Here is an 18,960-nt window from a genome sequence, read left to right on the forward strand (position 1 = left end):
GGGCTGGAGGAAGCCGTCGCGCGGGTTGGGCAGGAAGCTCCGGCGGGCTTCGAAGTGGTCCATGGCCGGGGCGTTGGCGCCGTTGACGACCGCGGAGTTGGGGATGCGGAACGCCGTGGCCAGCTCGCGGACCTCCGCGACCGTCCGGCCGGCGATCCACTCCTGGATCACCGGGGCCGTCGCGGTGGTCCGTGCGCCGATCGAGACCGAGTTCTTCTCGTCGATCCACTCCGGGTGGCCGACCATCGCGCAGAGGTCGAAGTACTGCTGGGCCGTCGCGCACCCGAGTGCGACGAGTCCGTCCTTGGCGGTGGCCACGCCCGGTGTGTTCAGCCTGCGCGTCTGCTGCCACGGCCGGTCCAGCATGTCCCGGAACGTCACCGGGTGGTAGGTCAGGGACAGGACATGCACCTCAAGCATGGAGAGATCGATCAGTTCGCCGGTGCCGGGAGCGCGCAGTCGTACGGCCATGGTCGCGGCGGCGGCGTACGCCCCCGACACCCAGTCACCAACCTGACCGCCCACGTGGACCGGCGCCCGGTCCGGTGCGCCGCGCCCCAGGCCGATGATGCCGCCGGACCAGGCCTGCAGCGTGAACTCGGTGGCCGCGCGGTCCCGCCACGGCCCCTCAAGACCGAACGGCGTGATCGACGTGACGACCAGGTGAGGGTGGGTGCGGTGGATCTCCTGGGGGGTCAGGGGCGAGCCCGGCGACCACACCGCGACGTCCGCCGACGCCAGGAGTCCGCGCACCAGCTCCGGATCGCCTACGACGCTCTCCTTCGAGCAGGCCAGGAAGCTGAACAGGGCGCCGTCGTCGCCGGGTCGGATCGTGGCGCCGGATGCCGACCAGCGTCGTAGCGGATCGCCTCCCGGAGGTTCGACCTGGGCGCCCCCGTCGGCGAGCAGCTTCGTGCAGTAGGCGCCGGGGATGCCCGTGGACAGGTCCACCACGGCGCAGCCGGTGAGCGGGGGTTCGGCGGGCGTGGGGGTCAAGAGTCGTCCCTTCGCTCGCGGCCCGACCTGCTCAGCCGGAAGTCCGGCGGGAAGCGGTCGTCGTTGCCGCGGACCGCGTTGGGTACGCCGCCGTTGACCGTCTCCTCGTCGAGCATCAGGTCGTGGTCGTCGGCCCGGGCCATCCCGCCGACTGATTCGAAGAGACCGGTGAGGAGGGAGCCCATGTACTCGCCCTGGTGCTGTTTGAAGATCTCGAAGAAGACCTTCTGCATGAACACGGTGTCGGTCGGCCGGGTGCGTGCGCAGGCCAGCGCGTACTTGTCCACCTCCTTCTCCAACTCGTCCCGGGGGACGACGCTGTTGAGGAAGTTGCACTCGTACATCTCCAGGGCCGTGAAGGGCCTGCGTAGGCCCGGCGCACGAACGCCGCCGACAGGTCGATCTGGCGCATCCCCGGGGCCAGGGACCCCTCGATGTCGGCCATGGCCCGCTCGGTGATCCTCAAAGCGGTACGGATACAGGCCAGTTCGTCGGGTGTCTTGATCATCTTGGCCGCGGTCAGGACCAGCGCCGCGTCGAGGGGAGGCCCGCCCGGGAACAGTGCCTTCTCCGCTCTGTGCATGGCCCCGGTCACCTCGTCGACCGCGACCCGCGCTCCGCCGGGCACGAGGTCGGCCACCACGGCCGCGAAGTTCCGTACTCCTTCGTCGAATTCGAGGTAGACCGGGGCATGGACGTGGTCGGCGGGCAACGGCGACTGTGCCGAGGTGCCTTCGCGGAACGGCATGAACAGATGGGGCAACGGGTCGTCCGCCACCACCACCGCCACGGGACGGTCGACGTGCGCGAGACCGGAGTCGCCGAGCGGCCAGCTCGCTCCGGTCGCATAGGTCACCGCGTTGTTGCCGAGCAGGATCAGGGCGTCAACGCCCTGTCCCGCCATGGCCGTTCGCAGCCGTGCGCCGCGTTCACGGTTCATGCGGGTCGGGTCGGGCGCGGTCGGGATGTCGATGACGGTCATTCCCGTCTCCCTCACGAGGTCATGGAGCTTCGCCGTCGGTTGTCGTGGTCCCGGCCGGTGCTACAGGCCGAGGTACGCCTTGACGTTGCCGCTGACCACGCGGGCCGCCTTCTCGGGCCCCACGGCGTCCACGACCATGGCGATCGACTTCTCCGAGTAGCCGAACGTGCTCTCGTTGTGCGGGTAGTCGGCCGACCACATGACCCGGTCCACCCCGATGCGGTCGACCAGTTCGAGGCCGAGCGGATCGACCATGAAGGACGCGTACATGTGCTGGTCCCAGTAGTGCTGGACGTCGTGCTCGACGGGCCGGTCGAGCATGTGCCGGTAGGAGGCGAGGAGGTGTTCGGCGTCCTGGAGCGCGGAGGGGACCCAGTTCACGCCCCCCTCGAACCACCCGACGCGCAGCCCCGGATGACGGTCGAGGATGCCGCCGAGGACGTACCTCCCGAACATCTCCCGGTACGGCGCCACATTGGCCACCATGCCGACAGCGATGGCGTTGACCTCGCACGGGGCCTTGAGCCCGGTCTCGCCGATGTGGTGGGACACCGGGAGCCCCGCCTCCTCGATCGCGTCCCAGACCGGGATCATCGCGGCGCCGGAGTAGTCGATGGGGTTGCCCGCGTCGTCCTGTCCGGGGTTCAGCGGCATGAGGAAGGTCTTCAGCCCCAGGCCCCTCATCTCATCGAGGGTGCGTCGAGTCCCTTGCGCGTCCCACCAGTTGACGAGCCCGACACCGAAGAAGCGGCCCCCGGAGCGTTCCTGCAACCCGGCGATGTACTCGTTGTAGATCCGGAAGCAGAGCTCGCGGACCTCCTTGTCGGGGTAGTGGAACAACGCCAACAGCGCGTTGGGGAACGCCAGTTCCTTCGCGATGCCGTCCGAGGCCAGTTCCTCGATGCGCCCTTCGAGGTTGTTGCTGCCGGCGCCGGTCAGGGGGTCGTACTGCATGAGCACATGGCTGAACTCGCCCGGCAGGAACGACTTTCCGCCCATTCCCAGTTCGTAGGCGCCGTCCTCGTACCACACCCGCGGTGCCTGGTTCCTGAGCCGCTCGGGGAAGCGGTCGTAGAAGATGTCGTCCGCGAGGGAGATGTGGTTGTCGGCGGAGAACACCTCCGTGCCCTGCGGAAGGCCCGGCGAGGAGCCGTCGGCGTGGCCGTGCCGGTCCTTGGGCGGGCCGAAGCCCTCGGGGGGATACAGGGTGGATGACTGGCTGGACATCATTGTCCTCCATGGGAGCCGCGGGTTTCACGTCCGTGCGTGGTTCGTCTGCTCCTGCCGGGCGGGGAGCGGGCGGGTCAGGCCCGCAGGGGCTTCGGGCCCGCCGTGGTTCCGCCGTCGACCGTCAGCACCGTGCCGGTGGTGTGCAGCGAGCGGTCGCCGCCCAGGTAGGCGACGGCTTCCGCCACGTCCCTGGGGGTGCCCTGCCGCCGCAGGGGCTGTACGGCCGCCATATGGGCGCGGATGCGCCGGGTCATCTCCTCGGCGTCGCCCTCCTGCCCGGCCGCCGTCGCCGAGGCCAGCAACTGCGTCGGGATGCCGCCCGGCGCCACGCAGTTGACGCGGATGCCGTACTCGGCCAGGTCGACGGCCACACCCTTGGTGAAGTGGATGACCGCTGCCTTCGAGGCGCGGTAGGTCGGCACACTCGCGCCGGCCTGGATCCCGCCTATGGAGCTGACGTTGACGATGGAGCCGCCGCCGTTCGCCGCCATGTGCCGGGCCGCGGCCTGGGTGCCGACCATCACGCCGAGCAGGTTGACCGAGAGGACGCGCTGGAAATCGGCGAAGTCCTCGTCGAGGAAGTGCTGGTGCATGGCGCCCGACACACCCGCGTTGTTGACCATGAGGTGCAGGCCGCCGAACTCCTTCACCGCGAAGTCGACGAGTCCCCGGACCTGCTCGGCGTCCGCGACGTCCGTCCGCCGGAAACGGACGTCCGGGCCGTAGCCGTTCGCCAGTGACTCGCCGAGATCCGGGTCGAGATCGGCGATGACGACCCGGGCCCCGTCCTCAAGAAGCCTCTCGACGGTCGCGCGCCCCAGGCCCGCCGCTCCGCCGGTGACCACGGCGACCTTCTCCGACAGTTCCTCGGTCATCGTGGTCACTCCCATGTGACGGGCAGTGAGTAGACGCCGTAGGCCAGCCGGTCGTGCTTGAACCGGATCCGGTCCAGCGGCTCGGCCAGGCGCAGGGTGGGGATCCGGCGGAAGAGCGTGCCGTAGACGACCTGGAGCTCCACGCGGGCGAGTTGCTGGCCCACGCACTGGTGGATGCCGAAGCCGAACGCGTTGTGGTGCCGGGCGTTCTCCCGTGCCAGGTCCAGCGTGTCGGGGTCGGGGAAGACGTGCGCGTCCCGGTTGGCGCTGAAGAGTTCCACGACGATGCCCTCGCCGGCGCGGATCACCTCGCCGCCGATCTCGATGTCCTCCTTGGCGATCCGCCGCTGGCCGCCGTGGATGATGCCCAGGTAGCGCAGCAGTTCCTCCACCGCGCCCGCGACGACCTTCGGATCGTCCGTGTCCCGCAGGACCGCGAGTTGCTCGGGATGCTCCAGCAGCGCGACGACGGCGAGACCGATCATGTTGGCGCTGGTCTCGTGGCCCGCGATGAGCAGCCCCGTGCCCATCATGGCCGCCTCGGACACGCTGATGTCGCCGGAGGTGACGAGCGCCGCGATCTCGGACAACGCGTCGTCCGCGGGTGCGGCGGCCTTCTTCTCGACGAGCCGCACCAGGTACTCGTTCAGCGCCCCGAAGGTCCGCATGCTCTCCTCGGCGGACACGTCGTGGGCGATGCCGCGCGCGGCGTTCTCCTGGAAGAAGTCGTGGTCCTCGTAGGGCACGCCCAGCAGCTCGCTGATCATCAGAGTCGGCAACGGCAGTGCCAGCGCTTCGACGAGATCGGCCGGCTTCGGTCCGGCCAGCATCGCGTCGATCAGCTCGTCGGTGATCTTCTGGATGCTGGGGCGCAGCGCCTCCACCCGCTTGAAGGTGAACGGCTTGGTCATGATCCGGCGGAACCCCGTGTGCTCGGGGGCGTCCGAGTTGAAGACCGAACGCGGGCGGTAGTCCACCGCTGCCGCCATGCCCTCGTGCCAGTGCGGGAACCCGGGCAGCCGTTCGTCGACACTGACCCGGGGATCGCCGAGCAGAGCGCGCTGCTCGGCGTGGCCGGTGACGATCCAGGGGGTGCTGCCGTCCCAGATCCGCACCTTGGCGAGGGGCTTCTCGGCGGTCAGCTCCCGCAGGGCCGGGGGCGGATCGAACGGGCAGCCCTCCGCCCGCGGCATCGGCCACTCGGGGACCTCGGCAGGGCTGCCAGTCGCGGCGCCTGTCAGTGCGTCGGGCATGTCCGTCCTCACGGTGTCGTCCGGGGTGTCTACTGCGCGATGTGGATCGCGAGCGCGGGGCAGACGGCGGCCGCGTCACGGACGTCGTCGGCCAGCTCGGCGGGCGGGTCGTCGGTCAGCAGGACGACGACACCGTCCTCGTCACCCTGGTCGAACACGTCCGGCGCGGTGGCCGCGCACTGGCCGGCCGCAACGCATTTGTCCTGCTCGACGGTTACCTTCACGGGCTGCTCCCTCATGGCCGTCGGGGCAAACGGCGCCCTTGGTGGGCTCCGTCGACCGCGCCTCCGAGTGAACTCCCGGCCGTCTGCTAAGTCAATCGATTGATTCAAAATTTACTGAGACGGGTCGGTGGATCTTCCGTTGCGGCGCGGCGCGGCGGGGCGGGGGACTGACGGCCCGTCAGGAGCTGTGTGTCACGGGTGCCGACCACAGTCCGACGATCGCGTCGACCAGTCCGTCCGCGGCATCGTGCCAACTGACCCTCGGTGTCGGGGTGTTGAGGGCGAGGGCGCGCTCCCGCTCGGCGCACGTGTAGAGGATCACGTTCCGGGTCATCGAGGTGCGTTCCGCGCGCACCTCGGCCGGCAGCTCGGGCAGGCATCGGTGCAGGCCGTCGAGGATCTGCCGCCACACCGGCAGGTCGAGGGTCTCGGCGACCAGGATCTCGTGCAGCGCGGGGTCGGCCATCACCTGGGCGCAGAACCGCGCGAACCACGTCGGGCTGCCCAGCTCGGCCAGGTACTCGGGGGTCGGCCGCACCAAGCACGCGACCCAGTCCCGGAGTTGGGCGGAGTCGCCGGTCTCGGCCAGCAGGCGCTCGCTCACGCGCTGGATCCGCTCGGCGTGATGACGGGCGATCGCCCGCACCAGGTCCGTCTTGGTGCCGAAGTGGTAGCCGACCACCGCGGTGTTGCCCTGCCCCGCCGCCTCGCTGATCTGCCGGTTCGACACGGCGTACACACCGCGCTCGGCGAACAGGCGCTCCGCCGTGCTCCGGATGAGCTCCCGGGTCACTCTGACCTGCTCGGCCCGGACACTCCTACCCGTCATGTCCACCACCGTACCCGGACCGTGCGCGGCCGGTCGCTCCCACCTGCCCCTGGACGGAGATCAACCGGGTGACCTACGTTCTAGACGCGTCGGACCAACGGGACAAGTCGTCGCGAGACGGTGCCATGTCCCGGAGCGGCGGTGGGGACGATGGCCGACAGGACGCGGCGGGACGAACAGGTCAGGGCGACCCGGACAGCGCTCCTGGACGCGGCGGAGCGCCTGTTCGCCGAACACGGCGTGCACGCGATGTCCAACCGGCAGATCAGCGAGGCCGCGGGCCAGGGCAACAACACCGCCGTCAGCTACCACTTCGGCACCAAGGCCGATCTGGTGCGGGCCATCGTCCGACGGCACGCGGAACAGATCGAGCGCGTCCGCGTCCGCATGCTGGCCGACATCGGGGACTCCACCGAACTCCGCGACTGGGTGGACTGTTCGGTGCGTCCCGTCACCGGCCACCTGGCGGCACTCGGCCGTCCCAGCTGGTACGCCCGGTTCATCGCGCAGGTCTCGGCCGATCCCGCCCTCTACGCCATCACGGAGGAGGAGTTCTTCGGGGCCTCCCCGTCGCTGTGGAAACTGGAGGAGGGCCTGACCCGTTGTGTGCCCGTCCTGCCGGCAGGGGTGCACGCCGACCGCGCCGTCATGACCCGGCACCTGATCGTGCAGATGTCAGTCGAGAGGGAGCGAGCCCTGGCCGACGGCATCCCCACCACCCGGTCGACCTGGCACGACACCGCCGACGGCCTCGTCGATGCGATCGTCGCGCTGTGGCAGGCGCCGGTGACGACAGGGCCGCCACCGGCGAAGTGACCGTGGGCGGACCGCAGTTGAGAGCGACGGGCAGCCGTTCCACTCACCGGGAGCACGAACACCGCGCCCGGCCGCCCTCCCTACCGTGTGCTCACCTGTCGGCACCCGGTCAGGGGCTGCCGCGCCGGAACGCGGAGGGAGACAGGCCGATGACCGACTGGGACCACTCGACCGACTTCTTGGTGGTGGGGAGCGGTGCGGGCGTCACCGGAGCGATCCGGGCACGCGCGCTCGGCAAGGACGTTCTCGTCGTGGAGAAGACCGACCGGTTCGGCGGGTCGACCTGCATGTCGGGCGGTGTGATGTGGCTTCCCGACAACCCGCTCATGCGACGCGAGGGCGTGACCGACTCGGCCGACGCCGCACTCAGGTACTTCGCCACCGTCGTCGGTGACGCGGGCCCGGCGTCGTCGCCCGCCCGCAGGCAGGCCTACGTCGGCGCGGGCGCGGAGATGGTGGACTTCCTGGAGTCCGAAGGGCTGGAACTCCGGCGCTGCGAGGGCTACAGCGACTACTACTCCGGCGTCCGGGGCTGCGAGGGCGGCTCGGCGCGCGGCAGGTCCATCGAGGCGAAGGTCTTCGACAGGAAACGGCTCGGGCCGTGGCAGGACCGGATCCGCCCCGGCTTCGCGGGCGGCCTCGCCGTCTACACCGGTGAGGCGTCGCGCCTGACCCTGATGCGGACGCGGGTCGGGCTGACCGTCCTGGCCAGGGCGGGGGCACGTACAGCCCTCGGCCGGATCCGCAGGCAGCGGCTCGTGACGAACGGGGTGGCACTGTCCGCCCGCCTGCTCCACATCCTGCTCCGGCAGGACGTTCCCGTCTGGCTCGAATCCCCCCTCACCGACCTCGTGGTCGAGGACGGGCGGGTCGTCGGCGCCGTCGTCCACCGGGGCGGTCGTGACCTCCGGATCCGCGCCCGGGACGGTGTGCTGCTCGCCGCCGGAGGCTTCGCCCGCAACAAGGAGATGCGCGCACAGCACTCGGGAGGCCGGCCCACCAGCGACCGGTGGACCTCGGCCAACCCGGGCGACACCGGGGAGACGATCCGGATCGCCATGGCGCACGGGGCCGCGACGGACATGCTGGACGAGGCGTGGTGGATGCCGTCGTGGATCATGCCCGACGGCACCCCCAACATGTGCATGTCCGAACGCACCAGGCCCGGCTCGATCATCGTCGACACGGAGGGCCGCCGGTACTTCAACGAGGCGGTCGCCTACCAGGAGGCCGGCCAGCAGATGTACGCCCACGACCGGGAGTCCGGAGGCGCAGTGCCGTCCTGGCTCGTGATCGACGCCCGGCACCGCAGCCACTACCCGTTCGGGATGTCCCCTCCCGGCCGCACTCCCAAGGAGTGGATCACCAGCGGCGCGATGAAACGCGCCGACAGTCTGGAGGACCTCGCCCGGCAGTGCGGAATCGACACCGGCGGACTCCTCAAGACCGTCGAGCGGTTCAACGCGCTCGCGGCGCGGGGCGTCGACGAGGACTTCCACCGCGGGGAGGGCGACCACGAGAAGTTCTACGGCGACCCCACCCACGCCCCCAACCCCTGCCTGGGACCCGTCGCGAAGCCGCCGTTCCACGCGGTCGCCCTGTACCCGGGGGACATCGGCACCAGCGGGGGAATCCTCTGCGACGACTTCGCCCGGGTGCTCGACACCGAGGGCAACCCCGTCGCAGGCCTCTACGCCACCGGCAACTGCACCGCGTCCGTGATGGGACGCAAGTACCTCGGCGCGGGCGCCAGCATCGCCGCCTCGGCGGTGTTCGGACACGTGGCGGCGAACCACGCGTCCTCGGCGGGACGGGGGCCGGGCGACAATGACGCCGACTGACCGTACGGGCACCACGCGCCGGCCGGAACCCGTGCCGCCCCGGGTGCGCACATCCCCGCAGGCCGAACCACACGAGACCCCCTGCACCGGTCTTGCCTCCGCGGCCCGCGCCCCGTTACCTTGCGGCAAAGTTACTGGCCAGGTACGCGATGCGGTCCGGCGCATCGGTGTTCGGCGAGCGGAACGGGCATCGGGTGACAGGTCGCGGCAAGGGACAACTGGAGGCGCAGTACGGCCTCCTGACGAGCATCGCCACGGAGGCGGGGGTCTCGCTCAGCACGGTGTCCAAGGTGGTGCACCGGCGCCGGGACGTCGGCGCCAGGACGCGCGAGCGGGTCGAGGAACTCCTCGCCCGGCACGGCTTCGTACGCCCGTGGGAGCGCGATCCCGCGACGCCCCGGCAGATCATCGCCGTGTTCCGTGACCTGTCCGGGCCGTACACGCTGGAGGTGGTCCGCGGCATCGTGGACGCGGCCGGCGCGCTCGGCATCGACGTGGTCACCGGTACGACGAGCCGGCGGTCGATATCCGGGTGGCTGGAGCAGTGCGTCGCGCTCGGCGCGGCCGGGATCGTCATCGTGATCTCGATGCTGTCCGAGGAGGACCAGCGCCGCATCGTCGAGCAACGCCTCCCTGTGGTGCTGATCGACCCGCTCAGCGCACCCTCCGAGGACATCCCCAGCATCGGCGTGACCAACTGGAGCGGCGCCCGCGACGCCGTGCAGCATCTGCTGGGGCTCGGGCACACCCGGATCGGCATGGTCGCGGGGCGCTCGCACTCCCTGGCCGGATCGGCACGCGTGCACGGTTACCGGGCCGCGCTGGAGGAGGCCGGGATCGCCTACGATCCGGCGATCGTCCGCTCGACCGACTTCGACTACGCCGAGGCCCTGGCCACCGCGGGTCAGATCCTGCGCGCCGACGAACCGCCCACGGCCGTCTTCGCGGCCAGCGACGCACAGGCGCTCGGCGTGCTGGAGACGGCGCGGCAGCAGGGGCTCGCCGTACCGGACGACCTGGCGGTCATGTCCTTCGACGACACCCTCGTCGCGGCCATGGCCTGCCCACCGCTGAGCGCCGTACGGCAGCCCTTCGAGGAGTTGGGGCGCGAGGCGACCAGAGTGCTCCTCGAACTCGCCCAGGGCCGGCCGCCCGTGTCCCCGCGCATAGAGCTGGCCACCGAACTCGTGCTCCGGACCTCGACGTCCGTGCGCCGCTCCGTGAAACACGTCAATACCGCGTGACTCGCAATCCTGCGAAACACTTTCGACATGTGCCGGTGACATCGCGGTGTCGCATACGAATACTGGCTTCCTGCTCCGCACCCCTATTCCATCCCCCTGGGACCTCCGGGAATTCCGGCATCCCTGGAACGTGGTGCGCGCCTTCCCCCGGTGAAAGGAACGCCGTTGACCAGATCTTGGGCGCGAAAGGCTTTCGCTGCGGCGACAGCCTTCGGCATGGGCGTGGCATTCGCCATCGCCTCCGCGACGACTGCGTCGGCCTATCAGCCGAGTCCCGCGAATCTGTATACGGCGACCAACACCGCCGCGTGCAGCAAGAGTCCGTGTGTTCTCTACCCGAAGTCGGCCCAGCTGGCGGACGGCCGGATAGTAGCCACCTTCGAGAACGACCAGACCGCTCCGGTGGGCCAGACACTGCCCGTGTACAAGAGCGACGACGACGGCACGACCTGGGCGAAACTGTCCGACGTCAAAGCCCCCGCGTATCTCTCCAGCGACTCCAAGTACGCGAAATACACGAGCAATTGGACCAACCCGTATCTCTACGTCCTCCCGCAGAACGTCGGCAGCCTGACCGCAGGCACCCTGCTGCTCGCGAGCATCGTCTCGGGCGACGACTACTACTACCAGGAGCAGAAGGCCGCCAACTCCAGCTGGACGCCCACCAGTGACGGCGACCGCAAGGACGTGGCACTCGCCCTGTACTCCAGCACGGACGACGGCGCCACTTGGACCATCCAGAACATCATCGCCGCCGGCGGCTGGCAGGGCGGCAGCGCGGGCAGCGTCGGCAGGGTCTCGACGGCCAACACCTACGCCCAGGTCGACCCGGTCTGGGAACCCCATCTCCTCGCCCACAACGGCACGTTGATCGCCTACTACTCCGACGAGGACGACTACACCGGCTACAACACCACCACCGGTGCCCCGACCCTCGACCCGGACAACGCCACGGCGACGGACTCCGGCGGCCAGGTCCTCCTGCACCGCACCTGGGACGGATCCAGCTCAACCGCCTGGAGTTCCCCGGTGGTTGACGTCCCCGGCGCCACGGTGAGCATGGGCAACGGCAAGACGGAGATCGGCGGCGGCCGCCCCGGCATGACGACCATCGCCCCGACGACCGACGGCAAGTGGCTTCTGACGTACGAGTACTGGGGCGGCGGCACCAACGTCCGCTACCGGATCTCCGACGACCCGACGAAGTTCTTCTCGGCCACGGACGCCGCGATCACCTCACTGCCCGTACCCTCCGGCGGAGCCACCCTCTCCACCGGCGGCAGCCCCGTCCTGCTCCCGATGCCGGACGGCCGGATCGTCTACAACGCCGCCGGGAGCGGCGACGTCTGGGTGAACGAGTCCGGGCTGTCCACCGGCACCTGGAAGGAGTACAAGACCTCGATCGCCGCCGGGTACAGCCGCACGCTCCAGTACGTCGACGGCACCGGACGCGTGCTCGTGCTCCAGGCGTCCTGGAGCGGCAGCAGCGTCGGCCCCGTGAAGTACGCCGAGGTCGACCTCGGCCGCTCCGACGGCGCCTACTACAGCCTCGTCAACCGGCTCACCGGGCAGGTGCTCAGCACCGCGTCCGGCAAGACGCAGGACGCGAACCTCACCGGGAACACCCCTGACCTCGTGCTGAGTGCCGCCAACTCCACTGACGCCACCCAGCGTTGGCACCTCACCGTCAAGGGCGGCAACGTCACACTGCTCAACAAGGCCGGGGGCCGCTCGGTCGCCATCTGGACCGGCACCGCGACGGCCGGGCAGAAGCTGGCGCAGTGGGTCGACGACGGAGCCACCGACAAACAGTGGACGCAGGTCGCCTCGTCGACCAGCGGCTACTACAAGCTCCGCTCGGTCCTCAACACCAGCCTCTACATGACCGGTTCGACCGCGGGCGGCGCCGTCACCGTGGCGGCGGCCACCACTGACGGCTCCCAGGACTGGCAGCTGGTCCAGGACCCGCTCCCCACCGCCTCCACCTTCACCCTGAAGGGCACGTACTCCGGCCGCTGCCTCGACGTCCCGAACGGCGCGACGGGCGTCCAGGTCCAGATCTACGACTGCTCGGGCAACGCCAACCAGACCATCACGCAGACCGCAGCGGGCGAACTCCGCGTCAACGGCAACTGCTTGGCCGCGAACGGTGACGGCACCACCGCGGGCACCACGCTCATCCTCTGGGCCTGCAACGGAAAGAACAGCCAGAAGTGGGCGTTCCGCGTGGACGGCACCATCGTCAACCGTTCCAACGGCCTGGTCATCGACGTCACCAACTGGGGTACTGCCAACGGCTCGAAGGTCGAGCTGTGGACCGGGCTGGGCAACGCGACCCAGCAGTGGAGCCGCGCCTAGGCACACGACAGAAGCGGCGCCACCGTCGGACACGGTGGCGCCACTTCGTGCAAGTGCCTCTGCCCCTACTCCCGTTCGACGCTCACCGGCACCGCGTGCTGCCGTAGAACCGTCGCATCCCGCTCGTCACCGACCAGTTGGACCGTCCCCCGCACCGGTGTGTCCAGGCTGGAGGAGCCCGCCTCCAGCAGGATCTCGCCGGGCTCGACGATGCGCGTGCCGGCCAGGCCAGTGAAGGCCAGCCGGTCCGTGTGGACGTGGAAGCGGACCGTCGCCTGCCCGCCGGGTTCGAGGGCCACCTTGGCGAAGGCGAGAAGGGACCGCACCGGCCGGGTCACCTGGGCGACCGGATCGATCGCGTACAACTGGACCGTCTCGGCACCCGCGACCGCCCCCGTGTTCCGCACCCGCGCGCTGACCGTGAACTCACCGTCCACCGGCACCAGTTCGCGGTCCACGCCGAGCCCGTCGATCTCGAAGGTCGTGTACGACAGGCCGTGTCCGAAGGGGAACGCCGGTGTCGGATCGAGGTTGGACAGCCAGCTCTGCCGGTCGCCGAGCGGCGCGTGGAGGTAGGTGTAGGGCTGGCCGCCGGGCGTGGTCGGGATCTGCACGGGCAGCTTGCCGCTGAAGTTGGCGTTCCCCGCCAGGAGTTGGGCCACCGCACGGCCGCCCTCCTCGCCGGGCAGGAAGACCTGCACCATGGCGGCGGCGGTGGACGCGAACCGGCCCACCGCGTACGGCCGGCCACTGCTCACGATCAGGACGACCGGCCGTCCGGTCGCCAACACCGCCTCGACCAGCTCCTCTTGTACGCCCGGCAGACGCAGGTCCTCCACGTCGCAGCCCTCGCCCGAGGTGCCGATCCCGAACATGCCGGCCTTGTCGCCGACGGCCAGCACGGTGAGGTCGGCCCCGGTGGATGCCTCCACAGCGGCGGCAATACCGGAGCGGTCCTCCTCGCGGATCGGGCAGCCCGGCGTGAACTCCCAGTCCACTCCCGGTAGTTCGGCTGTCAGGGCGTGGCGCAGGGAGACCGCTTCGACACCGTTGCCGAGGTCGTCGCGTTCGGCGAGGACGTGGTTGGGGAAGCTGTAGCAGCCGAACATGGTGCGTACGTCGTCCGCGCACGGGCCGATCAGCGCGATCCGGCCGGTCGCGGGGAGGGGCAGGGCTCCGTCGTTCGACAGCAGAACGGCACTCGACTGGGCCACGGCGTGGGCGAGTTGGCGACTCGTCGGTTTGTCGAGGTCCAGTTCACCCGCGATCAGGGCAGGCGGGCGCGGGTCCCAGTCGGCGTCGAGCAGTCCGAGGTCCACCTTCTGGCGCAGCACTCGGCGCACCGCCCGGTCCACGAACTCCTCGTCCACCAGGCCCTGTTCGACGGCCCGCACGAGTGCGTCACCGAAGCCGCGCTGGTCGGGCAGCTCGACGTCCATCCCGGCGCGCAGGGCGAGCGCGCCCGCGGCGGGCAGGCCGGCGGCGACCCGGTGGGCGTTGACCAGGAAGGGCAGGGACCAGTAGTCGGAGACGACGGTCCCCTCGAAACCCCATGTCTCGCGCAGGACTTCGGTCAGCAGCCAGCGGCTCGCGGCCGGGGCCTCGCCGTCGATCTCGGCGTACGAGTTCATGACGGACCGCACACCGGCGGCGACGAGGCGCTCGAACGGGGGCAGGATCACGTCGAAGAGTTCGCGGCGGCCGGCGTGCACGGGGGCGTGGTTGCGGCCGCCCATCGAGGAGGAGTACCCGGCGAAGTGCTTGAGGGTCGCGTACACCCCGGCGCTCTGCAGTCCGGTGACGTACGCCTCGGCCAACTCGCCCACCAGGTACGGGTCTTCGCCGTAGGTCTCCTCGCAGCGGCCCCAGCGGTAGTCGCGGATGACGTCGACGACGGGGGAGAGTCCCTGGTGGACTCCCGCCTCGGCCATGTCGGAGCCGATGGCCTCGCCGACCCTGCGGATCAGCGCGGGGTCGAAGGTGGCCGCCATGGCAAGTGATGTGGGGTAGATGGTGGCGCCGTAGGCGGTGAAGCCGGTCAGGCACTCGTCGTGGGCCATCGCCGGGATGCCGAATCGGCTCTGCGTCACGACCTGTTGCTGGTGCCGGGCCAGCAGGCGGGCGTGCTCCAACGCGGGCCGGGGCAGGGTGCCGTAGGGGCGGGTGAGCTGTCCCAGGCCGTGCCGGGCGGTCTCGTCGAGGTCGCCGACGCGGCCGAAGTGGTTGCTGCCCGGGGCCACGTCGGGGCCGTCGGCCTCGATGTCCTCCCAGGTGCTGCTCAGTTGCGCGACCTTCTCCGGCAGGGTGAGCCGGGCGAGCAGTGCTTCGACGCGGTCGGCGACGGGCAGGGCGGGGTCGGTCCAGGGGCGGTCGCTCTCCTCCTGGGGGAGGCCGCCGTTCTCGGGCATGGTGGTCGTCATTCACGACTCCTCGGTGTTGCGCGGGCACGCCGACGGGGCCGGGCGCATGGCCCGGCCGTCTGACGAGGTGAACTGCCCGGTGGCGGGGGCTACTTGGAGAAACCGGCGGTGAGACCGGCGACGAGCTGGCGGCGGGCCAGGATGAACAGGGCCAGCATCGGCAGGGTGGAGAGCACCACCGCGGCCATCGTGGCCGGGACGTCGATGCCGAACTGGCCGCGGAACAGGGTCAGTGCCAGGGGCAGGACGGCCTTGTCGCCGCTCTGGGTGAGGATCAGGGGGAAGAGGAAGCCGTTCCAGACCTGGAGACCGTCGTAGACCGCGACCGTCATCAGCGCCGGGCGGGCCAGTGGCGCCGCGAGCGACCAGAGCATGCGCCAGTCGCCGGCGCCGTCGACGATCATCGCCTCGAACAGCGAACGGGGCACGTCCCGCAGGAAGCTGACCAGGATCATCACGGTGAGCGGCAGCGCGAACGCAGCCGAGGGCAGGACGATCGCGAGCAGGCTGTCGTAGAGATGCATGCGGATGATCAGCAGGTAGACCGGGATGATCACCGCTTGGAGCGGGATCGCCAGGCCGAGCAGGAACAAGCGGAACGACACGCGGGAGAAGCGGGTGCCGGCGTTGCGGACGATCGAGAACGCGGCCATGAGGGCTACGGCGACGGCGATGACGACCGTGCCCGCGGTGACGATCACGCTGTTGAGGAGGTAAGTGGTGAAGTCGCCGTCCAGGACGGTGCGGTAGCTGTCCAGCGTCGGGTGGCTGGGCAGGGCGAGGGGGCTGTCGGAGGTGAAGTCGGACTGGCTGCGGAGGCTGGTGACGACGAGCCAGTAGAGGGGGACGACGACGATCGCCGTCCAGAAGAGGGTGGCGCCGCTGGTGAGGGTGCGGCGGAGGACGCCCGGTACGGGGTTCCGGCGGACGGGCCTGGGAGGCGTCGGCATCACCGGCCGTTCGGCCGCGGTGGTGCGGGTCTTGGTCACGGTGGTGCTCACATGCCCTCCTGCTGGCTGTCCATCCGGGTGAAGCCGGACAGGCGGGTGGTCAGCAGCGACAGGCCGAGGCCGAAGACCACGAGCAGGGTGGCCACCGCACTGGCCCGGCCCATGTCGTGGGCCTGGAATCCGGTGATGTACATCGAGAGGGGAAGGACGCGGGTCGCGGTGCCGGGGCCGCCGGTGCCGCCGGACAGGACGAAGATCAGGTCGAAGTAGGTCAGCGAGCCGACCAGCATCAGCGTGCTCGACGTGACCAGCGTGTACTTCAGCTGCGGCAGCATGATGTGCAGAAAGCGGGTCACGGGCCCGGCGCCGTCGAGCGCGGCGGCCTCGTACAGGGCGGTCGGGATCTGCCGTATCCCCGCTTGGTAGAGCAGGGCGTGGAACGGCACGAACTGCCAGGCGATCACGAAGATCACGGTGTACAGGGCGAGTTCGGGCGAGCCGAGCAGCGGCTTCGCCAGCCAGTGCAGACCCGGGGTGGCGCCGATGCCGAAGGACGGGTCGAGCAGCGCCTGCCAGGTCAGGCCGATCGCCACCGCGGACAGCAGCAGCGGCAGGAAGAAGAGGACGGCGAACAGCGCGCGCAGTCTCCCCTTGGGGGCCTGGAACAGACCGAGTGCCAGGGCGATCGGCGTCTGCACCAGCCAGCTGACCAGCATCACCTTGACGGTGAGCCACAGCGACTGCCAGGTCGCGCTGTCGGTCAGGACGGACGTCCAGTTGGCGACGCCCGCCCAGCTGATGGAGCCCAGCCCGTCCCAGCCGGCGACGCTGAGCGCCGCCACGCCGACCAGGGGCACGAAACCGAACAGACCGAAGAGGAGCAGGGCCGGGGCGGCCATGAGGAGGCCGCTCCCTCCTCTCCGGCGCGTCGGGGTGGTGGTGATCGTCACGAGCCCGCCTTGCTCATGTCCGCTCCGAACTCCGCGGGCGAGATCTGCCGCAGGAACGACTTGTCGGTGTTGGTCAGCAGCGGGTCGGACTGGTCGGACGGCAGCGCCTGGTCCCACGAGAGCTGGAAACTCGGGGCCTTGTCCACCAGGTCGTAGACGAACGTCAGCCACGCCTTGTCGGACGACGACTTCACCGCGGCGAGCTTCGAGTCCAGGCCCTTGACCGGCGGGACGCTGCCGGAGGCGAGGTAGGCGTCGACCTGGGAGCCGTTGAGGACGTAGTTCTTCAGGTACGTCAGCGCGTCCGACTTGTTCTTGGACGACTTGTTCAGCGACAGGAAGTTCGACGGGTTGCCGACGATGTTCGCCGCGCTGCCGGCGCCGCCGGTCAGGGCCGGGAACGCGGTGTAGCCCAGGTCACCCTTCTTCAGGAAGTCCGGCGCGGCCTTCGCCATGTTCGCGTACTCCCAGGTGCCCATGACCTCCATCGCGGCCTTGCCCGTGTAGAGCAGCGCGGTCGAGGCGCCCTGGTCGTAGCTGACGGACGAGGCGTTGTCGCCGAACGCGCCGGCCTTGGCCAGGTCCTGGAGCTTCTGGTTGGCCTTGGTGACCGACGGGTCCTTCCAGGCGGCGGCGTCACCTGAGGCGATGTTGCTGAACACACGGGAGCCGCCGGTACGGTCCAGCAGGTACTCCAGGTACATCAGCGTCGGCCACTTGGAGTTCGCCGCGAGCGACAGCGGGGTCACGCCCTTGCCCTTGAGCTTCTTCACGGCGGAGAGGAGGTCGTCGTACGTCTTCGGGGGCTGGACGCCCGCGTCGGACAGCACCTTCTTGTTGTAGTAGAGGACCACCGGGGCAAGGCCGTTGACGGGCACGCCGTAGACCTTGCCGTCGAAGGTCGCGCTCCGCATCACGCTGTCGGTGTACCGGTCCGTGTTCACGTCCGACGCGTTCAGGACGTCGACCTTGCCCGCCTTGACGTAGTCGTTCAGGGCGCCGCCGCCCCAGTTGAAGAAGAGGTCCGGGGCCTGGTTCGCGCCGAAGGCCACGCGCAGCTTCTGCTTGTAGTCGTCGTTGGCGAACAGCCGCAGCGTGATCTTCCCGTCGGGGTGGTCCTTGTTGTACGCGTCGACCGACTGCTTGAGGATCGTCTGGTCGTTCAGCGCCCACATCGTCAGGCCCTTCGCCGACGACGTCGTGGTCGGTCCCGAGGACCCGCAGGCGGCCAGGTTCGCGGCCGCGGCCAGGGTGACCGCGGCCGCGACGGCGCGTCGAATTCTCGGGCTTCCGAGATGTCCGGTGACCGGGATTCCCCGCATGGTGTGCCTCTCTTCTTTCGGCATGCCGTAGGTGAGCCAGGCAGATCGAAAACGGAAACCGGCCCGAAAGGCTTTCGGATGCCCCACCGCGGGTCGCCTGCCTGCTGGCCGGGACACTGACACGGAATTCACACCCAGGACAAGCACGGGAAATTCCTCGGTTACGAAACACTTTCGCAGCACCGGGGAACGCCTTTGCCCCGGAGCCTCACCGGAACTCGCGCACCACCCGGATCTCGCCGACGACGGGATACCGGGCCAGGAACTCCGCATCCACGTCGAAGCGCGTCACGAAGCCGGCGCCGTCGTGCTTGACGTTCCAGTCCCGCGCGATCCTGATCGCGTAGTCCTCGTTGAGGACCGGGTGGAAGATCGGCTGCTCGCGCAGCCGGGGCGGCCACGCACGCCGGCCGAGCGCGCGGACCAGGTCCAGCTCCTTGGGGCCGGTGGGGCGCCAGAGGGTGGTCGTCGGCTGCTGGGTCGTCATCGGGGTCGCTCTCTGCGCGGGGGATCAAGGGATCGGTTCGGACGGCATCGGCGCCACGGGCGCTGCGGCCAGAGAGTTTCGTGCCCCGCGGCGAGCCCGCCCCTCGACCTGATCCCGCCGCACCACGGGTCGCTACCGCCCGATCGGTCGCGCGGGTGTTGGGATGGGGGGCGGCAGAAAGGG

16 protein-coding genes and 1 pseudogene are annotated in these 18,960 nt (G+C 69.9%); 4 read left to right on the forward strand and 13 right to left on the reverse strand.

Going from position 1 to position 18,960, the window contains the following annotated elements:
• The 8 genes and pseudogenes from AC31A1_RS25915 to AC31A1_RS25950 form a co-directional block, all read right to left on the reverse strand.
• The coding region (locus AC31A1_RS25915) for a CoA transferase (RefSeq protein WP_489655622.1) at positions 1–996 on the reverse strand (996 nt) is incomplete at its 3' end.
• On the reverse strand, positions 993–1,340 hold the full coding sequence (locus AC31A1_RS25920; protein WP_489655637.1) for a hypothetical protein: 348 nt from the start codon (positions 1,338–1,340) through the stop codon (positions 993–995). The genes AC31A1_RS25920 and AC31A1_RS25915, both read right to left, overlap by 4 nt.
• Positions 1,341–1,558: 218 nt before the next feature.
• Positions 1,559–1,978, reverse strand: a pseudogene (locus tag AC31A1_RS25925) (aminopeptidase P family N-terminal domain-containing protein); the annotation flags it as partial.
• A 60-nt stretch (positions 1,979–2,038) separates the two neighbouring features.
• A complete protein-coding gene (locus tag AC31A1_RS25930) occupies positions 2,039–3,205 on the reverse strand; it encodes an amidohydrolase family protein (RefSeq protein ID WP_489655623.1) in 1,167 nt (388 codons plus the stop codon).
• 77 nt (positions 3,206–3,282) lie between these two features.
• Entirely contained in the window at positions 3,283–4,083 is an 801-nt protein-coding gene (locus tag AC31A1_RS25935; protein ID WP_489655624.1) for an SDR family NAD(P)-dependent oxidoreductase, read from the reverse strand.
• A gap of 5 nt (positions 4,084–4,088) precedes the next feature.
• Complete coding sequence (locus AC31A1_RS25940; protein WP_489655625.1) at positions 4,089–5,336, reverse strand: cytochrome P450; 1,248 nt, start codon at positions 5,334–5,336, stop codon at positions 4,089–4,091.
• Positions 5,337–5,365: 29 nt separating this feature from the next.
• Entirely contained in the window at positions 5,366–5,560 is a 195-nt protein-coding gene (locus AC31A1_RS25945; RefSeq protein ID WP_489655626.1) for a ferredoxin, read from the reverse strand.
• A gap of 178 nt (positions 5,561–5,738) precedes the next feature.
• Positions 5,739–6,389, reverse strand: coding sequence for a TetR/AcrR family transcriptional regulator (locus tag AC31A1_RS25950; protein ID WP_489655627.1), 651 nt, complete (start codon positions 6,387–6,389; stop codon positions 5,739–5,741).
• A 150-nt stretch (positions 6,390–6,539) separates the two neighbouring features.
• On the opposite strand from AC31A1_RS25950, the gene AC31A1_RS25955 reads away from it, so the two are divergent.
• The 4 genes from AC31A1_RS25955 (at position 6,540) to AC31A1_RS25970 (ending at position 12,648) form a co-directional block, all read left to right on the forward strand.
• The gene (locus AC31A1_RS25955) at positions 6,540–7,205 is read left to right on the forward strand and encodes a TetR/AcrR family transcriptional regulator (RefSeq protein ID WP_489655628.1); all 666 of its coding nucleotides are present in this window, start codon (positions 6,540–6,542) and stop codon (positions 7,203–7,205) included.
• A 149-nt stretch (positions 7,206–7,354) separates the two neighbouring features.
• On the forward strand, positions 7,355–9,046 hold the full coding sequence (locus AC31A1_RS25960) for an FAD-binding protein (RefSeq protein WP_489655629.1): 1,692 nt from the start codon (positions 7,355–7,357) through the stop codon (positions 9,044–9,046).
• A gap of 149 nt (positions 9,047–9,195) precedes the next feature.
• Positions 9,196–10,290 (forward strand): substrate-binding domain-containing protein, encoded by a 1,095-nt coding sequence (locus tag AC31A1_RS25965; protein WP_489655630.1) that lies wholly within the window; start codon positions 9,196–9,198, stop codon positions 10,288–10,290.
• A 216-nt stretch (positions 10,291–10,506) separates the two neighbouring features.
• On the forward strand, positions 10,507–12,648 hold the full coding sequence (locus tag AC31A1_RS25970) for an RICIN domain-containing protein (protein WP_489655631.1): 2,142 nt from the start codon (positions 10,507–10,509) through the stop codon (positions 12,646–12,648).
• 65 nt (positions 12,649–12,713) lie between these two features.
• Here AC31A1_RS25970 and AC31A1_RS25975 read toward each other — a convergent pair whose 3' ends face one another.
• From AC31A1_RS25975 to AC31A1_RS25995, 5 genes are all read right to left on the reverse strand, one after another.
• On the reverse strand, positions 12,714–15,068 hold the full coding sequence (locus tag AC31A1_RS25975; RefSeq protein ID WP_489655632.1) for a glycoside hydrolase family 3 N-terminal domain-containing protein: 2,355 nt from the start codon (positions 15,066–15,068) through the stop codon (positions 12,714–12,716).
• An 89-nt stretch (positions 15,069–15,157) separates the two neighbouring features.
• The gene (locus AC31A1_RS25980) at positions 15,158–16,069 is read right to left on the reverse strand and encodes a carbohydrate ABC transporter permease (RefSeq protein ID WP_489655633.1); all 912 of its coding nucleotides are present in this window, start codon (positions 16,067–16,069) and stop codon (positions 15,158–15,160) included.
• Complete coding sequence (locus AC31A1_RS25985) at positions 16,066–16,917, reverse strand: carbohydrate ABC transporter permease (RefSeq protein WP_489655636.1); 852 nt, start codon at positions 16,915–16,917, stop codon at positions 16,066–16,068. Before AC31A1_RS25985 ends, AC31A1_RS25980 begins: the two co-directional genes overlap by 4 nt.
• Before the next feature lie 47 nt (positions 16,918–16,964).
• Positions 16,965–18,290: an ABC transporter substrate-binding protein gene (locus AC31A1_RS25990; protein ID WP_489655634.1), complete on the reverse strand. Its 1,326-nt coding sequence runs from the start codon at positions 18,288–18,290 to the stop codon at positions 16,965–16,967.
• Positions 18,291–18,498: 208 nt separating this feature from the next.
• Complete coding sequence (locus tag AC31A1_RS25995) at positions 18,499–18,777, reverse strand: hypothetical protein (RefSeq protein WP_489655635.1); 279 nt, start codon at positions 18,775–18,777, stop codon at positions 18,499–18,501.
• Between the last annotated feature and the right edge of the window lie 183 nt (positions 18,778–18,960).

The organism is Streptomyces sp. P5F9 (assembly GCF_057961495.1).

What these genes read in the sequence shown, in the direction of transcription:
- AC31A1_RS25920 (WP_489655637.1), bottom strand. Translation starts at nt 1,340, where the DNA reads ATGTACGAGTGCAACTTCCTCAACAGCGTCGTCCCCCGGGACGAGTTG.
- AC31A1_RS25930 (WP_489655623.1), bottom strand. Translation starts at nt 3,205, where the DNA reads ATGTCCAGCCAGTCATCCACCCTGTATCCCCCCGAGGGCTTCGGCCCG.
- AC31A1_RS25935 (WP_489655624.1), bottom strand. Translation starts at nt 4,083, where the DNA reads ATGACCGAGGAACTGTCGGAGAAGGTCGCCGTGGTCACCGGCGGAGCG.
- AC31A1_RS25940 (WP_489655625.1), bottom strand. Translation starts at nt 5,336, where the DNA reads ATGCCCGACGCACTGACAGGCGCCGCGACTGGCAGCCCTGCCGAGGTC.
- AC31A1_RS25950 (WP_489655627.1), bottom strand. Translation starts at nt 6,389, where the DNA reads ATGACGGGTAGGAGTGTCCGGGCCGAGCAGGTCAGAGTGACCCGGGAG.
- AC31A1_RS25955 (WP_489655628.1), top strand. Translation starts at nt 6,540, where the DNA reads ATGGCCGACAGGACGCGGCGGGACGAACAGGTCAGGGCGACCCGGACA.
- AC31A1_RS25960 (WP_489655629.1), top strand. Translation starts at nt 7,355, where the DNA reads ATGACCGACTGGGACCACTCGACCGACTTCTTGGTGGTGGGGAGCGGT.
- AC31A1_RS25965 (WP_489655630.1), top strand. Translation starts at nt 9,196, where the DNA reads ATGCGGTCCGGCGCATCGGTGTTCGGCGAGCGGAACGGGCATCGGGTG.
- AC31A1_RS25970 (WP_489655631.1), top strand. Translation starts at nt 10,507, where the DNA reads ATGGGCGTGGCATTCGCCATCGCCTCCGCGACGACTGCGTCGGCCTAT.
- AC31A1_RS25975 (WP_489655632.1), bottom strand. Translation starts at nt 15,068, where the DNA reads ATGACGACCACCATGCCCGAGAACGGCGGCCTCCCCCAGGAGGAGAGC.
- AC31A1_RS25985 (WP_489655636.1), bottom strand. Translation starts at nt 16,917, where the DNA reads ATGGCCGCCCCGGCCCTGCTCCTCTTCGGTCTGTTCGGTTTCGTGCCC.
- AC31A1_RS25990 (WP_489655634.1), bottom strand. Translation starts at nt 18,290, where the DNA reads ATGCGGGGAATCCCGGTCACCGGACATCTCGGAAGCCCGAGAATTCGA.
- AC31A1_RS25995 (WP_489655635.1), bottom strand. Translation starts at nt 18,777, where the DNA reads ATGACGACCCAGCAGCCGACGACCACCCTCTGGCGCCCCACCGGCCCC.